18 protein-coding genes are annotated in these 18188 nt (G+C 64.4%); 11 read left to right on the top strand and 7 right to left on the bottom strand.

Annotated features, from left to right (window positions below; translation table 11 throughout):
* Positions 1-48: 48 nt before the first annotated feature.
* A complete protein-coding gene (locus IF809_RS31685; RefSeq protein ID WP_462839490.1) occupies positions 49-915 on the bottom strand; it encodes a LysR family transcriptional regulator in 867 nt (288 codons plus the stop codon).
* A 91-nt stretch (positions 916-1006) separates the two neighbouring features.
* Between IF809_RS31685 and IF809_RS31680 the strand changes: the two genes are divergently transcribed.
* Positions 1007-1918 carry a DMT family transporter gene (locus IF809_RS31680; protein WP_462839489.1) on the top strand — a complete coding sequence of 304 codons (912 nt, stop codon included), beginning with the start codon at positions 1007-1009 and terminating at the stop codon, positions 1916-1918.
* Between the two features lie 2 nt (positions 1919-1920).
* Here the strand turns inward: IF809_RS31680 and IF809_RS31675 are convergent, their stop codons facing one another.
* The 6 genes from IF809_RS31675 to gntR form a co-directional block, all read right to left on the bottom strand.
* On the bottom strand, positions 1921-2313 hold the full coding sequence (locus tag IF809_RS31675; protein WP_128966991.1) for a GFA family protein: 393 nt from the start codon (positions 2311-2313) through the stop codon (positions 1921-1923).
* Between the two features lie 3 nt (positions 2314-2316).
* Positions 2317-3474, bottom strand: a complete 1158-nt coding sequence (locus IF809_RS31670; RefSeq protein WP_462839488.1) for a serine hydrolase domain-containing protein — start codon at positions 3472-3474, stop codon at positions 2317-2319.
* A 28-nt stretch (positions 3475-3502) separates the two neighbouring features.
* The gene (locus IF809_RS31665; RefSeq protein WP_462839487.1) at positions 3503-4249 is read right to left on the bottom strand and encodes an SDR family NAD(P)-dependent oxidoreductase; all 747 of its coding nucleotides are present in this window, start codon (positions 4247-4249) and stop codon (positions 3503-3505) included.
* A 16-nt stretch (positions 4250-4265) separates the two neighbouring features.
* Complete coding sequence (locus IF809_RS31660) at positions 4266-4997, bottom strand: SDR family oxidoreductase (protein WP_128966988.1); 732 nt, start codon at positions 4995-4997, stop codon at positions 4266-4268.
* 133 nt (positions 4998-5130) lie between these two features.
* Positions 5131-6960, bottom strand: a complete 1830-nt coding sequence (locus IF809_RS31655) for an IlvD/Edd family dehydratase (RefSeq protein WP_128966987.1) — start codon at positions 6958-6960, stop codon at positions 5131-5133.
* Between the two features lie 127 nt (positions 6961-7087).
* Positions 7088-8185, bottom strand: a complete 1098-nt coding sequence (gntR, locus tag IF809_RS31650; RefSeq protein ID WP_244659296.1) for an HTH-type transcriptional regulator GntR — start codon at positions 8183-8185, stop codon at positions 7088-7090.
* Positions 8186-8389: 204 nt separating this feature from the next.
* On the opposite strand from gntR, the gene IF809_RS31645 reads away from it, so the two are divergent.
* The 10 genes from IF809_RS31645 to IF809_RS31600 all read left to right on the top strand — a co-directional run.
* On the top strand, positions 8390-9451 hold the full coding sequence (locus tag IF809_RS31645; protein WP_128966986.1) for an ABC transporter ATP-binding protein: 1062 nt from the start codon (positions 8390-8392) through the stop codon (positions 9449-9451).
* A 54-nt stretch (positions 9452-9505) separates the two neighbouring features.
* Positions 9506-10819 (top strand): ABC transporter substrate-binding protein, encoded by a 1314-nt coding sequence (locus tag IF809_RS31640; RefSeq protein ID WP_128966985.1) that lies wholly within the window; start codon positions 9506-9508, stop codon positions 10817-10819.
* A 65-nt stretch (positions 10820-10884) separates the two neighbouring features.
* On the top strand, positions 10885-11832 hold the full coding sequence (locus IF809_RS31635; RefSeq protein WP_128966984.1) for a carbohydrate ABC transporter permease: 948 nt from the start codon (positions 10885-10887) through the stop codon (positions 11830-11832).
* Between the two features lie 3 nt (positions 11833-11835).
* Positions 11836-12711 carry a carbohydrate ABC transporter permease gene (locus IF809_RS31630; RefSeq protein WP_128966983.1) on the top strand — a complete coding sequence of 292 codons (876 nt, stop codon included), beginning with the start codon at positions 11836-11838 and terminating at the stop codon, positions 12709-12711.
* Positions 12712-12787: 76 nt separating this feature from the next.
* Positions 12788-13774, top strand: a complete 987-nt coding sequence (denD, locus tag IF809_RS31625) for a D-erythronate dehydrogenase (protein ID WP_128966982.1) — start codon at positions 12788-12790, stop codon at positions 13772-13774.
* A 29-nt stretch (positions 13775-13803) separates the two neighbouring features.
* On the top strand, positions 13804-14769 hold the full coding sequence (locus IF809_RS31620) for a sugar kinase (protein ID WP_453997696.1): 966 nt from the start codon (positions 13804-13806) through the stop codon (positions 14767-14769).
* A 13-nt stretch (positions 14770-14782) separates the two neighbouring features.
* Positions 14783-15433, top strand: a complete 651-nt coding sequence (gene eda, locus IF809_RS31615; protein ID WP_462839486.1) for a bifunctional 4-hydroxy-2-oxoglutarate aldolase/2-dehydro-3-deoxy-phosphogluconate aldolase — start codon at positions 14783-14785, stop codon at positions 15431-15433.
* Positions 15434-15493: 60 nt separating this feature from the next.
* The gene (locus tag IF809_RS31610; protein WP_128966979.1) at positions 15494-16663 is read left to right on the top strand and encodes an acetyl-CoA acetyltransferase; all 1170 of its coding nucleotides are present in this window, start codon (positions 15494-15496) and stop codon (positions 16661-16663) included.
* A 169-nt stretch (positions 16664-16832) separates the two neighbouring features.
* Positions 16833-17039 carry a hypothetical protein gene (locus IF809_RS31605; RefSeq protein ID WP_128966978.1) on the top strand — a complete coding sequence of 69 codons (207 nt, stop codon included), beginning with the start codon at positions 16833-16835 and terminating at the stop codon, positions 17037-17039.
* Between the two features lie 124 nt (positions 17040-17163).
* A partial coding sequence (locus IF809_RS31600) for a CaiB/BaiF CoA transferase family protein (protein WP_462839485.1) occupies positions 17164-18188 on the top strand: 1025 nt, incomplete at its 3' end.

Raw genomic sequence — 18188 nt, 5'->3', positions numbered from 1 at the left:
CGCCTTGCAGACGACCCGGCCAATCCGGCGGTGCAGCAACGCTTCAGGTCAACATAGGGTGGCCGGTTCCGAAATGCCACGCTGCAAATGATCGGCGAGCAGCGCGGCCGGCCGCGACAGATCGCGCGCGCGGTGGAGGCGAATGTCCGCTCCCGGTAGTGGCGGGAGGCCGTCGCGATCCGACAGGAGGCGGAGCCGGCCAGGCAAGGTGCCGGCTTTGACCACCGTGACTGCAAGCCCCTGCGCCGCGATCGCCTCCACCGCAGCAAGCGTCCGGCTGACAAAAGCGAGGCGCCAAGACCGGCGCGCGGCATCGAGGGCGCCTGCGGCCCATTGCCGAAACAGGCACCCCGGCGGATAGAGTGCGACGGGCAAAGTATCCTGCGACCCGGCCGTATAGGACTTCGCCGCCGCCCAGACGGCCTGCTCATGCCGCAGCAGTTCGCCGTCGCCGTGTCCTTCCGGGTGCATGGCGATGACGAGATCATAGGCCTCGCCGAGTTGGGCCGGCATGGTTGCCGTCAGGCCGGTCTCGATCTCGACTTGGACCTCCGGATGATCTTCGGCGAAGCTCGCCAGCAGTGGCGGAATGACGATCGTGCCGTAATCGTCCATCACACCGAGGCGGATGACGGTCTCCGGCTTGCGGGCGCGCAGCGCCCCGACCGCTTCCGCTTGAAGGGCGAGGATTCGCTGGGCATAGGTGCGCAGCTCATCGCCCGGGGCGGTCGGCACGACGCCGTCCCGATTGCGCTGAAACAGTCTTGTGCCGAGCCGCTCCTCCAGCCGCCTGACCTGCACGCTCACCGCCGACTGGGTCCGGTTCAACTGATTGGCCGCCCGCGTGAACGAGCGATGCTCGGCGACGGCGAGAAAAGCCTTGAGCAGATCGGGATCGAGATCGGGTGTGGTCATCACCAAACGTTATCCCAGCATGACGGAAATTCCATTCCCTGTTTCGGCACGGCCCGTATGCTGTTCGTCCGGGCGTTCGAGAGGAGGGATTGTGGGCGAGGTTCTTGGCGTTCTGGCCGCGGTGCTGTCGAGCGCGCTGGGCGGCACCTCGATCGGCGCCACGCGCTACCTCGTGACGAGCATCGATCCGCTGGCGATCGGCTCGTTCCGGTTCGGCATCGGCGTTCTTCTGCTGCTGCCGTTGGCGTTGCTGCGTGGTGACCGCTGGCCGGCGCGCGGCGACTGGGCTGCCGCGATCGGGCTCGGCATCCTCTTTTTCGCGCTGTTTCCGATCTTGTTCAACGCATCGCTGATCTTCACGACGGCGGCGCGCGGTGCGCTCGCGCTATCGACGCTGCCGCTCTTGACGCTGGTGATCGGCGCTGCGCTCGGCAGCGAAGCGCTGACCTGGCGCATGTCGATCGGTGTCGTGGTGGCCACATCAGGCGTTGCCGTCGCGTTGCTCACCGATCTCAGCTCGGCGCCATCGGGTGCCTGGCGCGGCGATCTCTTGATGATGGCGGCTGCGCTGTGCATGGCGCTGTATGGCATCTGGTCGAAGCCGCTGATCCGGCGCTCCGGCCCGATCGCCTTCACGACCATGAGCATGGCGGCGGGAGCTGTCTGCCTGATCCTGCTCTCATGTTTCCGCGGCAGCTTTGCGCCCGTCGCAGGCTTTGGCGCGCCGCAGTGGCTGGCCGCACTCTATCTGGGCGCCTTCGGTGCGGCGCTGACCTTCTATCTCTGGGCCTTCGCACTGGAGCGAACGACGCCGACGCGCGTGGCGATCTCGGTGACGGTCAATCCGATCACGGCATCGCTGGTCGGCGCCTGGCTGCTGCACGAACCGCTGCGCTGGAATCTGGTGGCCGGCATCGTCGCGGTGTTTGCCGGGATCTGGCTGGCCACGACCTCAGGACAGCACGTTCGGGCTGCCGGCATCTCGGCTTCGAGCCGGCCGTGACCTCACGCCGGAATCGTCGTCTCGTACTGCGTCAAGCCGTCGTCGAGCTTCACCCAGGTGAGCTTTTCCGAGACCCAGATGTGCTCTGTGGGCGCGAAGGCGTTGCGGTCGTCGAAGGTCGCGAGCGCCACGCCGGCCAGGGTGCCGTTGCGCCGCCAGGCAAACAGCCGCGTGCCGCAGGTCTTGCAGAACACGCGGTCGATATTTTCTGACGACGCGTAGCGGCCGGTGTCGCCCGTGATGGTCAGCGCCTTCTGGTCGAACTGGGCGCGGGCGAAGTAGGGCGAGCCCATCGCCTTCTGACAAATGCGGCAATGACAGATCCGCACGTTCAGCGGCTCGCCCTCCGCCTTGAACCGCACCGCGCCGCACAGGCATCCACCTTCCCGGATCATGGCTCAGGCCACTCGCCATTCGCCGACCTGGCGCGCCATGGTCCAGTTGAGTTGGTCCAGTTCACTATCCATGCTGGTATTCTGTCGTCTGGTGTTGGTGAAGGCTGACCAACAGAAACCTCCATGGGTTCGGACCGCAATGGTGCTGGTGCCGGGCAGACTGCCATTGTGCCACCAATTATCTGATCTGTTGATACAGAAACCCTTGGCATAGTCCGGGCTGTAGCTCGGTGCCGTGGTCATCGTCTGGATGGTATGCGGCCGTAGGATATTCGTCGGCCGCGCATAACCGTCGACATGCATCAGGAACTGCACGAGGTCAGTCGGCGTCGCAATCCAGCCGCCATGCGAATCCATCCGGCGGACGTCCATGCCGTAGGGGCTTTCGCCACGGCTGTAATAGGCGACTTCGCCGGGCTGGCGCTGCTCGCGGGTGTTGCAGGCGATCGTCATGTCGGTGACGCCACACCGGGCGAGCACCTCGCTGCGCACGTGCTCGTCATAGCGGCGTCCGGTCAGCTTCTCGATCACCCGGCCCAGGACGCAATAGCCGAAATTGGAATAGGCGTAGTGTTGGCCGGGCGGATGGTCGAGCGGCCGGTTGGCCAGCGTCCAACTGATCAGCTGCGCATGATCCATGTGCGGATGCGAGAACATGGGATCGCGGTTGTCGTTGGTCCAGCCTCCGCCCGTGTGCGTCAGGAGATGCTCGAGCGTGATCTGATCGATGCCGGGCGAGTACGGTGGCCCGCCGTAGTCGGTGCCGAGCAGCGCGCCGGGGCCGAACACGCGGTCTGTAAGCTTGACGCGGTTCTCCTCGATCAGCCGGAACAGCGTGACCGAGGTGATCATCTTGCTGATGCTGGCGATGCGAAACAGATGGTGCGGCGTCGCGGCCTCATTCTGCTCGAGATCGGCGAGGCCGTAGGCTGCCTGATGCACGATCGCCCCGGCATAACCGATCGCGACGGAAAGCCCCGGTACGTCGAACTTGCCCATGAAGGCCTGCGCGAGCCGGGCCATGGCCGCGCGCTCGGCCGGGGACGGCGGGCGGACGCTCGACGGATTGGGCGCGAGCTGAGCACGAGATGGTCGCGAAAGCAGCGGCAGCGCGCCCGCGCTCGCTGCGAGCTTCACGAAATTTCGTCGCCCGATCTGCATGGCCCCGCCCCTTGGGGCGGCCCATGCTTCAGTAGGTCGCCCGTCCCCCAGAAATATCAAACACGGCGCCCGTCGAGAAGGCACAATCTTGGGACGCGAGCCACGCCACCATCGCGGCGAGCTCTTCCACCAGCACGAACCGCGCCTTGGGAATCTTCGACAGCATGAAATCGATGTGCTGCTGTGTCATCTGATCGAAGATCGCGGTTCTTGCCGCTGCCGGGGTCACCGCATTGACGAGAATGTCGTGCGCGGCGAGCTCCTTGCCGAGCGATTTCGTCAGCGCGATCAGGCCGGCCTTGGAGGCCGAATAGTGCGCGGCGTTCGGATTGCCTTCCTTGCCGGCGATGGAGGCGATGTTCACGATGCGCCCGTATTTCTGCTTGAGCATCACAGGCACGATCGCCTTGCAGACGATGAAGGGGCCGTCCAGGTTGATGCGCAGCACCTTGCGCCATTCCTCGAGATCGGTTTCCCAGACCGGCTTGTTGACGCCGGCGATGCCGGCATTGTTGACGAGGATGTCGATCTTGCCGAACGCGGCCAAGGCCGCATCGCGCGCCTGCTCGACGCCGGCGCTGTCGGTGACGTCGACCTTGAAGACCTTGGCGTTGTCGCCCATTTCCTTGGCGGTCTTCTCGGCCAGGGCCGCGTCGAAATCCCAGATCGCCACCTTGGCGCCCGAGGCGACGAACCGCTCGGCGATGGCGCGGCCAAAGCCCTGCGCTCCGCCGGTGACGACGGCAACGCGGCCGTTGAGATCGATCTGGTTCATGCTGTGGCCTTTGGCGTCAGAGCATGTAGCCGCCGTCGACGACGAGGTCGACGCCGGTGGTGAAGGCACTCTCGTCGCTGCCGAGATAGACCGCCATGGCCGCGATCTCGTCCGCGGTGCCGAGCCGGCCCATCTTCTGGCGGGAGATGAACATCTCCTTGCCCTGCGGCCCCTGCGCGGCGGCGCGGTCGAGCATCGAGGGCGTCTCGACGGTGCCGGGGCAGATCGAGTTGCAGCGGATGCCCTTGGTGATGAAGTCGAGGGCGACGGCCCGGCTCAGCAGCGACACCGCCGCTTTCGAGGAGCTGTAGACGTAGCGGTTTGCCGGCGGCCGCAGCGCGGCACAGGACGAGATGTTGACGATGCTGCCGCCGCCGCCCGCGATCATGTCGGGCAGGAACGCCTTGATGGTCCGGTGCATCGACTTCACGTTGAGGTCGAACGAGAAATCAAAATCCTCCTCCGAGCATTCCAGGATGGTGCCGTGATGCACGAAGCCGGCCGCGTTGAGCAGGATGTCGATCTTGCCGATGCGCTTGGCAAAGGCATTGACGTCGGCGGTGTTGCGAACGTCGAGCTTTGCGACCTCGGCAATGCCCTCCTTGGTCAGCCCGGCGATGCCGGTCTCGTTGATGTCGGTCGCGATGACGGTCGCGCCTTCGCGCGCAAATGCGAGGGCGCAGGCGCGCCCGATGCCTGCCGCTGCAGCCGTGATGACGGCGCGCTTGCCCTTGAGGCGGTCTGCCATTTTCTTGTTCTCCTTTTGAATTGGTCATTCCGGGGCGCGCCTCTTGGCGCGAGCCCGGAATCCATTGTGCTGCGATGTCGGTGGCCTGATGGATTCCGGGCTCGCGACTGCGTCGCGCCCCGGAATGACGGTGCTAGTGATTGTCCCGCGGCACGCCGAACGCGGAAGCGACGTTCTGGTAGCGTGTGGCAAGCTCTATGCACCCGCCCGTCGACTGCTGGCCGACGGTGTTGCGATAGATCTCCTGCCAAGGCGTCTGGTTCGGCGGATGCTTGAAGCCGCCGGCGGCCTTGAGTTCGGCGTGGCGCTTCTTCAGCTCCTCGTCCGAGATCAGAATGTTGGCGCTGCCCTTGTTGAGGTCGATGCGCACCTTGTCGCCGGTCTTGAGGACCGCGAGCCCACCATTGGCGGCAGCTTCCGGCGAGGCGTTCAGGATCGACGGCGAGCCCGAGGTGCCGGACTGACGGCCGTCGCCGATGCACGGCAGGGACAGGATGCCGCGCTTGATCAGGGCGGCGGGCGGCTGCATGTTCACGACCTCGGCGCCGCCGGGATAGCCGATCGGCCCGGTGCCGCGGATGAACAGCACGCAATTCTCGTCGATGTCGAGCGAGGCATCGTCGATCCGCGCGTGATAGTCCTCCGGACCCTCGAATACGATGGCACGGCCCTCGAAGGCATTCAGGTCCTTCGGATTGTTCAGATAGCGGTCGCGGAATTCCTTGGAGATCACGCTGGTCTTCATGATCGCGGACTCGAACAGATTGCCCCTCAGCACCAGGAAGCCTGCATCCTTCACCAGCGGCTTGTCGTAAGCCCAGATCACGTCGTTGTCGGGCGAAGGCGCATTCTTGCAGTTCTCGCCGATGCCCTTGCCGTTCACCGTGATCGCGTCCTCATGGATGCGCTTGTGCTTCATCAGCTCGCGCACCACGGCGGGCACGCCGCCGGCGCGGTGGAATTCCTCGCCGAGATAGAAGCCGGCCGGCTGCATGTTGACCAGGAGCGGCACGTCGTGGCCGAACTTTTGCCAATCCTCGATCGACAGCTCCACGCCGATATGGCGGGCGAGGGCGTTGATGTGGATCGGCGCGTTGGTCGAGCCGCCGATCGCCGAGTTGATGACGATGCAGTTTTCGAACGCCTTGCGGGTCAGGATGTCCGACGGCTTGAGGTCTTCCCAGACCATGTCGACGATGCGTTTTCCCGTCTCGTAGGCGATCTGGCCACGTTCGCGGTAGGGGGCGGGAATGGCCGCGCACCCCGGCAGCGAGAAACCGAGGGCTTCGGCAAGCCCGTTCATGGTCGAGGCGGTACCCATGGTGTTGCAATGGCCGACCGAGGGCGCCGAGGAGGCCACGATCTCCATGAACTCTTCATAGTCGATCTCACCGGCGGCGAGCCGCTCGCGCGATTTCCACACGATGGTGCCGGAGCCCGTGCGCTCGCCGTTGTGCCAGCCGTTGAGCATTGGGCCGCCTGACAGCACGATCGCGGGCAGATTGACGGTCGCGGCCGCCATCATGCAGGCCGGCGTGGTCTTGTCGCAGCCGGTGGTCAGCACCACGCCGTCGAGCGGGTAGCCGTAGAGCACTTCGACGAGGCCGAGATAAGCGAGGTTGCGGTCCAGCGCCGCGGTCGGGCGCTTGCCGGTTTCCTGAATGGGGTGAGTCGGGAATTCCATGGCAATGCCGCCCGCCTCGCGGATGCCCTCGCGAACGCGGTGGGCCAGCTCGAGATGATGGCGGTTGCAGGGGGACAGGTCGTTGCCGGTCTGGGCGATGCCGATGATCGGCTTGCCGGATTGCAGTTCGGCGCGGGTGAGGCCGAAGTTGAGATAGCGCTCCATATAGAGCGCGGTCATGCCCGGATTATGCGGGTTGTTGAACCATTCCTGCGAGCGAAGGTGGCGGCGGGTGCCGTTGCCGGCGGGCGCATGCCCGTTGGTTGGTGTTTTTGTCATTGGTTTCTCCTTCAATGCAAACGCACGGGCCGACGTCGGGAAAGTCGATCGGTGCGCTGCCCGGCGGCGCGAGCAGGTAACAACGGCCCGCCTGCTGGCGAACGTTTCCTCACAATTGCGATACTACTCATGGGTCGTTGGTAACGCTATCATTTTGTACGATCGACGCCCAGTCGCCGGTCCGCGGGCCGGTCGGGGGCCGCGGCGCATGCGAACTCTGCCGCTCCATCACCGTAAAGCCGAGATCGAGCACGGGCTGTTCCGGGCGCTTGCCTTCGATCGCCTCGATCAGCATCGTGGCAGCCGTGCTGCCCATCTCATAGCGGTTGGTCCGTACGCTCGTCAGCGTCGGCACCGCGGAGGCCATGAATTCGAGGTCGTTGAAACCGACGATCGCGATCTGCTCGGGGACGGCGATGTCCCGGCGCCGGCACTCGAAGAGAACGCCGAGCGCGAGGTCGTCATTGGCGCAAAACACCGCGTCGATATCGCTTTCGCGTGCGATCAGATCGGCGAACAGCGCGCCGCCGAGCGTCACCGAGGTCGGCGTCGCCGTGGTCACGATCAATCTTGGATCGTAGAGCCCGGCGTCCTTCATGGCAGCGACATAGCCGTCGAGCCGGCGCTGCACCCGCGGATCCATGCGCGCGCCGACGAAGCCGATCTTGCGATGCCCCTGGTCAAACAGATGCGCAATCGCTGCGCGGGCCGCATCATAGTGGGAAAAGCCGATCATCATGTCGACCGGGTCGGGCCCGATCTCCATGATCTGGACGATCGGGCAGTCGGCGGCCTCCAGCATCGCGCGCGATTCTGCGGTCTGGTCGATCCCCGTGACGATCAGTCCCGCCGGCTTCTGCGCCAGAAACAAACGCAGCAATTTCTCCTCCTGGAGGATGGAGTAGCGCGTATTGGACAGCTGGATCGAGTAGCGGCTGCCTTCGGAGGCGTCATAGATGCCGCGCAGCACGTCGGAGAATACGTTGTTGGTCAGTGACGGAATCAGGACACCGATGACCTCGGTGCGCTGCGAGGCCAGCGCGCGGGCCGCAAGGTTAGGCACATAGCCGAGCTCCCGGGCCGCGCTTTCGACCCGCGTCCGCTTGGCAACCGACAGTGCTTCGGGATTGCGGAAGAAGCGCGACGCCGTGATCGGGCTGACGCCGGCGAGCTCGGCGACTTCCGCCAGCCGAATCTTGCCAGACTTGGTGCGCTTTCGTCCCATTTGTTGCTCTTAACACAGTCACTCTCGCAAACAAAGGAACGTTGACAGCGCTACCAGCAACGACTAACCAAAGACAAATTGCCAAACCCGCACAAACTGCCGACAATGTCGCCTGTTAACAGAGGCTTCGGGTCGGCGAAGTTCAGAAAAACAAGACGGTGGCGGCGCGACAGTTGCGCTGTCTAAGTCGGAGGAGGGAGCTAGATGTCGTCTGTGCAAATCCGCGACGTGCGGAAATCGTTCGGCAATTTTGAAGTCCTGCACGGCGTGTCGATCCCGATCGAGGACGGCCAGTTCGTCGTCCTGGTTGGCCCCTCCGGCTGCGGCAAGTCGACGCTTCTGCGCATGCTCGCGGGCCTCGAGAACATCACCTCCGGCACGATCTCGATCGGCGATCGCGTCGTCAACAATGTCCAGCCGAAGGAGCGGGACATTGCGATGGTGTTCCAGAACTACGCGCTTTACCCGCACATGACGGTCGCCGAGAACATGGGCTTCTCGCTGAAGCTGCGGAATGCCGGCTCCGACGAGATCAACAAGCGCGTCAAGCGCGCCGCCGAGATCCTCGCGCTGTCGCCGCTGCTCGATCGCTATCCGCGCCAGCTCTCCGGCGGCCAGCGCCAGCGCGTCGCCATGGGCCGCGCCATCGTGCGCGATCCCCAGGTGTTCCTGTTCGACGAGCCCTTGTCGAACCTCGACGCCAAGCTGCGCGTCGCCATGCGCACCGAGATCAAGGAGCTGCACCAGCGGCTCAAGACCACGACCGTCTACGTCACGCATGACCAGATCGAGGCCATGACCATGGCCGACAAGATCGTCGTGATGCATGACGGCATTGTCGAGCAGATGGGCACGCCGCTCGAGCTGTACGACAAGCCGGACAACCAGTTCGTTGCCGGCTTCATCGGCTCGCCCGCCATGAATTTCCTCAAGGGCCATGTACGCGTGAACGGCGTTGCCACCTTCGAAGGTCCGAACGGCGTCAAGCTGCCGCTCAAATCGGCGCCGGCGAACTCCGACGGCCGTCCCGCGGTCTACGGTGTGCGGCCCGAGCATTTCACCATCGCCGATGACGGCGCCGAGGCCGAGATCGTCGTGGTCGAGCCGACCGGTTCGGAGACGCAGGTGTTCGCCAAGGTGGGCGGTGAGCAGGTCGTGGCGGTGTTCCGCGAGCGTCACCAGTTCAACCCGGGCGACAAGGTGCGGCTGAAGCCGGACCCGTCGGTGGTTCATCTGTTTGACGAGGCGACGGGTAAGCGCATGTAGCTGCGTGACTTAACTTTAGACTGCCAAATACAAATAAAATTCAGGGAGAGAACGATGAGCGATTTCGACAGGCGCAGTGTGCTTAAAGCCGGCCTGGGCGGCGCAGCCTTGCTGGCCGGCCCGGGCATCGTCCCGGTCCGAGCTGCGGAGTGGACCAACACGCCGGAGCCGAATGCCTCCATCCGCGTGCTGCGCTGGAAGCAGTTCATCCAGGCCGAGTTCGACAAATTCGCCGAGCAGACCAAGAAGTTCTCCGAGAAGACCGGCGTCAAGGTGAAGCTGGAAGCCGAGAGCTGGGAGGACATCCGTCCGAAGGCGGCCGTTGCCGCCAATGTCGGCGCCGGTCCCGACCTCATCATCGGCACGCTCGATGATCCCCACAAATTCCCGGAGAAGCTGATCGACGTCACCGATGTCGCCCAATATCTCGGAGCCCAGTATGGCGGCTGGTATCCGGTGGCGGAGAAGTATGGCAAGAAGGGCAATGGCTGGATCGCGATTCCGCAAGGCGCGACCGGTGGCTGCCTGAACTATCGCATCAGCCACGTGAAAGCCGCGGGCTTCGAGCAGTTCCCGAAGGACACCGATGGCTTCCTCAAGCTCTGCCAGGCGCTGAAGAAGAACAACACCCCGGCCGGCTTCGCGCTCGGTCATGCCACGGGTGACGCCAACGGCTGGTGCCAATGGGCGCTGTGGGCGTTCGGCGGCAAGGTCGTCAACGAGAAGAACGAGGTCGTGCTCGATTCTCCGGAGACGATCGCTGCGCTCGAATACGTCAAGCAGCTCTATGCGACGTTCATTCCGGGCGTGCTGTCCTGGAACGACTCGAACAACAACAAGGCCTTCCTCAATGGCGAGCTCAGTCTCACCCTGAACGGCATCTCGATCTGGACTGTCGGCAAGAACTCCCCTGATCCCAAGCAACAGGAGATCGCCAAGGACATGGACCACGCGCCGATGCCGATCGGCCCCGTGGGCAAGCCGACCGAACAGCAGAACATCCTGGTCTACTACGGCTACAAGCACTCGAAGTATCCGAAGGCGGTCAAGGAATACATCAAGTTCATGATGGACAAGGAGAACTACGACGCCTGGGAGGTCGCCTCCAACGGCTACGTCTCGCCGCCGCTGCCGGCCTACAACGACAACCCGGTCTGGACCTCCGATCCCAAGATCACGCCGTACCGCGACTGCCTCAAGCGCTGCCTGGACAACGGCTATGCCGGCGATCTCGGCTACGCCTCGGCCGCGGTCATGGGCGACTTCGTCGTGGTCGACATGTTCGCCGAAGCCGCCTCCGGCTCGGCCACGCCGCAGGAAGCCGCCAAACGCGCCGCCGAGCGCGCCAAGCGCTACTACCAAGTCTGATCCGCTAGCGCGGCGGCGTCCAGTTCGCTGGGCGCCGCCGTCGTCGTTCTGTGAGGGAGTCCGACATGGCCGTCATTGCCGAGCCCGTCGCGGCGCAGGTCAAGCGCAGCAGCCTTTGGAGGAGGGCATTCGAAAGCCGGAATTTTCTCGGCGCCATGTTCATGGTGCCGGCGATCGCCATCCTGATCCTGTTCCTGGCCTACCCGCTGGCGCTCGGCTTCTGGCTCGGCATGACCGACACCAAGATCGGCGGCGTCGGCCGCTTCATCGGCTTCCAGAACTTCGTCTCGCTGTCCAAGGACTCGGTGTTCTGGCTGTCGGTGTTCAACACCATCTTCTATACGGTATTCGCCAGCATCGTGAAGTTCGCGATCGGACTCTACCTGGCCCTGCTGCTCAACGAGCGGCTGCCCTTCAAGTCGATGATGCGCGCCATCGTGCTGTTGCCGTTCGTGGTGCCGACCGTGCTGTCGGCGATCGCCTTCTGGTGGATCTATGACAGCCAGTTCTCGATCATCTCCTGGGTGCTGATCAAAGCGGGCCTCTTGAATCACTACATCGATTTCCTCGGCGATCCCTGGAATGCGCGCTGGTCGGTCGTGCTCGCCAACATCTGGCGCGGCGTGCCATTTGTCGCCATCACGCTGCTGGCGGGATTGCAGACCATCTCGCCGTCGCTCTACGAGGCCGCAAACCTCGACGGCGCCACCAACATGCAGCGCTTCCGCCACATCACGCTGCCGATGCTGTCGCCGATCATCGCGGTCGTGATGACGTTCTCGGTGCTGATGACGTTCACCGACTTCCAGCTGATCTACACCATCACGCGCGGCGGGCCGATCAACGCCACGCACCTGATGGCGACGCTGTCGTTCCAGCGCGCCATCACCGGCGGCAATCTGGGCGAGGGCGCGGCGATCTCGAATGCGATGATCCCGTTCCTGGTCGCCGCGATCCTGCTCAGCTTCTTCGGGCTTCAGCGCTCTCGCTGGCAGCAGGGCGGGAGGGACTGACCCATGACCACCGTGGACGACCAAAGCGTCGGAATGGACTATCTGGAAAGCTTCCCGCGGAAGTTTCTCCGGGTCTACCTCCCGCTCGGCCTGATCATCTTCTTCCTGCTGTTTCCGTTCTACTGGATGGCGGTGACGACGTTCAAACCCGATGCGGAGATGTACGACTACGAGAAGTACAATCCGTTCCTGATCGCGCATCCGACGCTCGAGCATATCCACAAACTGTTCCTCGAGACCGACTATCCGCAGTGGATGTGGAACACCGTCATCGTCTCGGTGTCCTCGACCTTCATCTCGCTGTTCGCCAGTGTCTGCGCGGCCTACGCGATCGAGCGTCTGCGCTACAAGGGCTCGCGCTATGTCGGCCTTGCGATCTTCCTCGGCTATCTGGTCCCGCCCTCGATCCTGTTCATTCCGCTGGCGGCGATCGTGTTCCAGCTGGGCCTGTTCGACGGCAATCTCGCGCTGATCCTGACCTATCCGACCTTCCTGATCCCGTTCTGCACCTGGCTGCTGATGGGCTATTTCCGCACCATTCCCTATGAGCTGGAGGAATGCGCGCTGATCGACGGGGCGACGCGGCTGCAGATCCTGGTCAAGATCACGCTGCCGCTGTCCCTGCCGGGAGTGATCTCGGCCGGCATCTTCGCCTTCACCCTGTCCTGGAACGAGTTTATCTACGCGCTGACCTTCATCTCATCCTCGGAGAACAAGACCATTCCGGTCGGCGCCATCACCGAGCTCGTTAACGGCGACGTCTATCATTGGGGCGCGCTGATGGCGGCGGCCCTGACTGGCTCGGTCCCCGTAGTTATCCTTTATTCCTTCTTCGTAGAGTACTATGTGTCGGCGATGACCGGCGCCGTGAAGGAGTGACCAGCGGGGCCTGCCTGAGAACGCGCCAATACGTTTCAAGAGCGGCGCGTTCCGGCCAATAAGAAGGAGTAGGCTCTTGCACATTCTGGTTCTGGGCGCGGCCGGCATGGTTGGTCGCAAATTGTGTGAACGGCTGTTGCGCGACGGCCGGCTCGGCATGAGCGACATCACCAAGTTGACCATGCATGACGTGGTCGAGCCCAAGAAGCCGGAAAAGGCCGGTTTTGCCGTCGAAACCGTCTCGGGCGATTTCGCCGTGCCGGGTGCGGCCGAGAAGCTGATTGCAGGTCGTCCCGACGTGATCTTCCATCTCGCTGCGATCGTCTCGGGCGAAGCCGAACTCGATTTCGACAAGGGCTACCGCATCAACCTCGATGGCACGCGGATGCTGCTGGATGGCATCCGCCTCGTCGGCGGCGGCTACAAGCCGCGCGTGGTGTTCACATCCTCGATCGCGGTGTTTGGCGCCCCGTTCCCGGACGCGATCGGCGACGAGTTCTTCCACACCCCGCTCTTGAGCTACGGCACCCAGAAGGCGATCGGCGAACTGCTGCTGGCCGATTATTCCCGTCGCGGCTTTCTCGATGGCATCGGCATCCGCCTGCCGACGATCTGCATCCGGCCCGGCCTGCCCAACAAGGCGGCATCGGGCTTCTTCTCCAACATCCTCCGCGAGCCGCTGGCCGGCAAGGAGGCGATCCTCCCGGTGTCCGAGGACGTCCGCCACTGGCACGCGACGCCGCGCTCGGCCGTCGGCTTCCTGCTGCACGCCGGCACCATGGACCTCGCGACCGTCGGTCCGCGCCGTAACCTGACGATGCCCGGCCTGTCCGCGACGGTCGGCGAGCAGATCGCGGCCCTGAAGCGTGTTGCCGGCGAGAAGGTCGCAGCCCGCATCAAGCGGGAGCCAGATCCCTTCATCGTCGGAATCGTCGGCGGCTGGCCGCGCAACTTCAACCCCAAGCGAGCCCTCGAGCTCGGCTTCACCACCGCCGAGAAGAATTTCGACGATATCATCCGCATTCACATCGAAGACGAACTCGGCGGCAATTTCGTCGCCTGAGTTGTCGGATGAACAGCGTGGATATGACGATGGCGAGCGTGGCTTGCATCGGCGAGTGCATGGTCGAGCTTCGGCAGGCTCAAGGTGGGCAGGCCGGGCAGGGCGGTGGCCTGTACTCGCGCGGCTTTGGCGGGGACACCCTCAACACGGCGGTTTACCTGGCGCGGCTCGAGGTCAAGGTCGACTATCTCACCGCGCTCGGCGATGACGCCCTGAGCGAGGAGATGATCGCGGCCTGGAATGCCGAGGGGGTCGGCACGCGGCGCGTGGTGCGGCTGCCCGGCAAGCTGCCAGGCCTCTACATGATCCAGACGGACGGAAAGGGTGAACGCCAGTTCTTCCACTGGCGGGACAGTGCGGCGGCACGGCAGCTGATGAGCCTGCCGGAGACGGACGAGCTGCTCAACTCGCTGATGAGCTACGACATCGTCTATCTCTCCGCGATCACGCTCTCGATCTACGATGCGCCCGGCCGCGAACGCCTGTTCGCGGCGATCAAGCGCGCGCGCCTGCTCGGCACTCGCTTCGTATTCGACACCAATTTTCGCGCGCGCGGCTGGCCTGATCGCGATGTCGCGCGCGAGGTGTTCGCCGTGGCCTTTGCGGCCGCCGACATCGTGCTGACCTCGACCGAAGATCTGCTCGCGCTCTATCCCGGCGAAAGCCGTGAGCAATTGATGGCGCGCATTCCGACGCCCGAACTGGTGTTCCGGCTCGCCGAGCCCGTCAGCCTGCTCCGCTTTCCCGGCGGGACCGGCGAGGCCCGGGCCGAACCCATGAGCAAACCGGTCGTTGACACCACGGCGGCTGGTGACAGTTTTGCGGCGGCCTATATCGCAGCCCGCCTCACGGGTTCCGATCCGGGCGAGGCCGCTCAGGCGGGGCACCGCCTCGCCAGCCTCGTGATCTGCTATCCCGGCGCCATCATTCCGGGCTATGCCATGCCGCCGAAGAAGCGGCACCGGCCGGCAACCACGCGTCAGGCCACCAAGTGAAACGAAAGCCAAGATGACCACTGCTGCCCAACAGAACCACCTCGTCGCGCTGTTCAAGGCCGCGACCGTCATCCCCGTCCTCACCATCGAGCGCATCCAGGATGCCGTGCCGCTGGCGCAAGCCTTGGTGGCGGGCGGTGTGCGCACGCTGGAGGTGACCCTGCGCACCCCCATTGCGATCGAGGCGGCCCGAGCGATCATGTCCGAAGTGCCCGACGCGGTCGTCGGCATCGGCACCATTCTCAATCCGGCCGACTTCACCCGGGTCGAGAAGCTCGGCGTTGCCTTCGGCATCAGCCCAGGCCTGACCCCCGATCTCCTCAAGGCCGCCACCGACAGCTCCCTGCCGTTTGCGCCGGGCATTGCCACCGCCTCCGAGCTGATGATGGCGCTGTCCTACGGCTTCGATGTCGCAAAGTTCTTCCCGGCCGAGCAGGCCGGCGGCATCAAGGGGCTGCGCTCGCTTGGCGGTCCGTTTCCGAACGTGCGATTCTGCCCGACCGGCGGGGTCGGCGAAGCCAATGCGGCAACGTGGCTCGCCGAGCCCAATGTGGTCGCGGTTGGCGGCTCCTGGCTGTGCCCGACGGCGGAGATCCGGGCCGGGAACTGGGCCGGCATAACTGCCATCTGCCAGCGCACCCTCCAGGCTCTTAAACCCGCGTGAAGTCTTGCCATCCCTGGGCTAAGACTTAGCTCAGGTAAGAGACTCCAGGGAGAAAAGACCATGACCGCCAGCATCGTCGGATGGGCGCACACGCCGTTCGGCAAGTTCGACACTGAAACCGTCGAAAGCCTCGTCACCCGAGTCGCCAACGAGGCGATGGCCGATGCCGGCATTTCGGCCTCCGACGTCGACGAGATCGTGCTCGGTCATTTCAACGCCGGCTTCTCGGCACAGGATTTTACCGCTTCCCTGGTGCTCCAGGCCGACCCGAAGCTGCGCTTCAAGCCGGCCACCCGGGTCGAGAACGCCTGTGCGACCGGCTCGGCGGCCGTGCACCAGGGCCTGCGCGCGATTGCCGCAGGCGCTGCCAAGATCGTGCTGGTAGTCGGCGTCGAGCAGATGACCCGCACCCCGGGACCTGAGATCGGCAAGAACCTGCTCAAGGCGTCCTATTTGCCCGAGGACGGCGACACCGTCGGCGGCTTCGCCGGCGTGTTCGGCAAGATCGCCAGCTCCTATTTCCAGAAATACGGCGACCAGTCCGATGCGCTGGCGCTGATCGCGGCCAAGAACCACAAGAACGGCGTCGCCAATCCCTTCGCGCAGATGCGCAAGGATTTTGGCTTCGACTTCTGCCGCGCCGAGAGCGAGAAGAACCCTTATGTTGCCGGCCCCCTGAAGCGCACCGATTGCTCGCTGGTCTCCGACGGCGCCGCCGCCCTGGTGCTCGCCGATGCCGAGACTGCCAAGGGCATGGCTAAGTCGATCGGCTTCCGCGCCACCGCGCACGCCCAGGACTTCCTGCCGATGAGCAAGCGCGACATCCTCCAGTTCGAGGGCTGCACGGTTGCCTGGCAGCGCGCGCTGGAAAAGGCAGGGGTGACGCTCAACGATCTCTCCTTCGTCGAGACCCACGACTGCTTCACCGTCGCCGAGCTGATCGAGTACGAAGCCATGGGCCTGACGCCGAAGGGGCAGGGCGCCCGCGCCATCAAGGAAGGCTGGACCCTCAAGGACGGCAAGCTGCCGGTCAATCCGTCCGGCGGGTTGAAGGCCAAGGGCCATCCGATCGGCGCCACCGGCGTCTCCATGCATGTGATGACCGCGATGCAGCTTGCGGGGCAGGCGCCCGAGGGTATGCAGCTCAAGAACGCAAAACTCGGCGGCATCTTCAACATGGGCGGCGCGGCGGTCGCCAACTACGTCTCCGTGCTGGAGCCGCTGAAGTAGGTCCTGTAGGGTGGGTTAGCGGAGCGTAACCCATCACGCTTCCGCGTTCGCCTAACCAACTTGGTGGATTACGCCTGCGGCTAATCCACCCTACGTTTCTTGCGCTAGATCATGGTGGGCCGGTTCCGGCCCGCCTTAATGCTCCTGATTGATTTGCAGGGAATGCATCATGAGCACTGACTACGAAGATTCACTGTCGCTGGAGGCCCTCAACGACCGCATCGCGATCCTTGAGGACAACATCCGCCAGCTGATCGAGCAGGCTGCTGCCGCCTCCGGCGAGCAGAACGAGTCGCGCATCGCCGATCGCATCAACCAGCAGAACGACGAACTCGACCGTCTCATGAAGATCCGCGAATCCCGTCAGAAGAAATAGCGGCCGTATCGGCCCCGCGCATGCGGCCATACGCCGGCCGCCCTTGCGCGTCCGGCGTCGCTGCCCTTAGCTGGACCGAAATCGCGGAGCCGCATCTCGAGCCCGCGCAATCGGGAGCGAACGGATGGGGCCGCTGAAGGGCATCAAGGTCGTCGACATGACCACCGTGCTGATGGGTCCCTATGCGACCCAGATGCTCGGCGATTACGGTGCCGAAGTCGTCAAGGTGGAATCGCTCGATGGCGATGTCACCCGCCTGATCGGCCCGATGCGGCATGCGGGCATGGGTCCGGTGTTCCTCAACACCAACCGCAGCAAGCGCTCGATCTGCCTCGATTTGAAGAAGCCGGCGGGGCGCGAGGCCGTGCTGCGGCTGCTGAAGGATGCCGACGTGCTCGTCTACAACGTCCGGCCGCAGGCGATGGCGCGGCTTCAGCTCGGCTATGACGTCGTCTCCGCAATCAACCCGCGTCTCGTCTATGCAGGCGTGTTCGGCTTCGGCCAGGACGGGCCCTATGCCGCCAAGCCCGCCTATGACGATTTGATCCAGGGCGCGACCGCGCTGCCTGCGCTGATGGCGCAGACCGGTGACGGCGTGCCGCGCTACGTGCCGAACGCGCTGGTCGATCGCATTGTCGGCTTGACCGCCGTCGGCGCGATCTGCGCCAGCCTCGTGCATCGCGACCGCACCGGGCGCGGTCAGCGCGTCGATATTCCGATGTTCGAGACCATGGCCGGCTTCGTCATGGGCGACCACATGGGCGGGCTGACCTTCGAGCCGCCGCTCGACAAGGGCGGCTATGCTCGCCATCTCTCGCGCGACCGCAGGCCTTACAAGACCTCGGACGGCTATCTCAGCGTCATCGTCTACAACGACAAGCAGTGGGAGAACTTTTTCAAGGCGACGGGACGCGACGACCTGCGCGCCGATCCCAAATTCGCGACCTTCGCCGGCCGCGCCGCCAATATCGACGTCGTCTATGCCGAGCTTGCGCGCATTTTCGAGACGCGCACCACCGCCGAATGGATCGAGCTGCTCACCAAGGCCGACGTGCCCGTGATGCCGATGCACGATCTCGCCTCGATCCTGCACGACGATCATCTGGAGGCGACCGGCTTCTTTCCGGTCGTCAACCATCCGACCGAAGG

Source organism: Bradyrhizobium sp. UFLA06-24 (assembly GCF_054967145.1).
Note: the sequence above shows the minus strand (reverse complement) of the source record. Positions and strands in the feature narration are given on the sequence as shown.

Coding starts and splice junctions, on each gene's coding strand:
- IF809_RS31660 (WP_128966988.1), bottom strand. CDS start 4,997: ATGGCAGACCGCCTCAAGGGCAAGCGCGCCGTCATCACGGCTGCAGCG.
- IF809_RS31665 (WP_462839487.1), bottom strand. CDS start 4,249: ATGAACCAGATCGATCTCAACGGCCGCGTTGCCGTCGTCACCGGCGGA.
- IF809_RS31605 (WP_128966978.1), top strand. CDS start 16,833: ATGAGCACTGACTACGAAGATTCACTGTCGCTGGAGGCCCTCAACGAC.
- IF809_RS31645 (WP_128966986.1), top strand. CDS start 8,390: ATGTCGTCTGTGCAAATCCGCGACGTGCGGAAATCGTTCGGCAATTTT.
- eda (WP_462839486.1), top strand. CDS start 14,783: ATGACCACTGCTGCCCAACAGAACCACCTCGTCGCGCTGTTCAAGGCC.
- IF809_RS31635 (WP_128966984.1), top strand. CDS start 10,885: ATGGCCGTCATTGCCGAGCCCGTCGCGGCGCAGGTCAAGCGCAGCAGC.
- IF809_RS31610 (WP_128966979.1), top strand. CDS start 15,494: ATGACCGCCAGCATCGTCGGATGGGCGCACACGCCGTTCGGCAAGTTC.
- IF809_RS31685 (WP_462839490.1), bottom strand. CDS start 915: ATGACCACACCCGATCTCGATCCCGATCTGCTCAAGGCTTTTCTCGCC.
- IF809_RS31655 (WP_128966987.1), bottom strand. CDS start 6,960: ATGACAAAAACACCAACCAACGGGCATGCGCCCGCCGGCAACGGCACC.
- IF809_RS31630 (WP_128966983.1), top strand. CDS start 11,836: ATGACCACCGTGGACGACCAAAGCGTCGGAATGGACTATCTGGAAAGC.
- IF809_RS31670 (WP_462839488.1), bottom strand. CDS start 3,474: ATGCAGATCGGGCGACGAAATTTCGTGAAGCTCGCAGCGAGCGCGGGC.
- IF809_RS31675 (WP_128966991.1), bottom strand. CDS start 2,313: ATGATCCGGGAAGGTGGATGCCTGTGCGGCGCGGTGCGGTTCAAGGCG.
- gntR (WP_244659296.1), bottom strand. CDS start 8,185: ATGGGACGAAAGCGCACCAAGTCTGGCAAGATTCGGCTGGCGGAAGTC.
- IF809_RS31640 (WP_128966985.1), top strand. CDS start 9,506: ATGAGCGATTTCGACAGGCGCAGTGTGCTTAAAGCCGGCCTGGGCGGC.
- IF809_RS31620 (WP_453997696.1), top strand. CDS start 13,804: ATGGCGAGCGTGGCTTGCATCGGCGAGTGCATGGTCGAGCTTCGGCAG.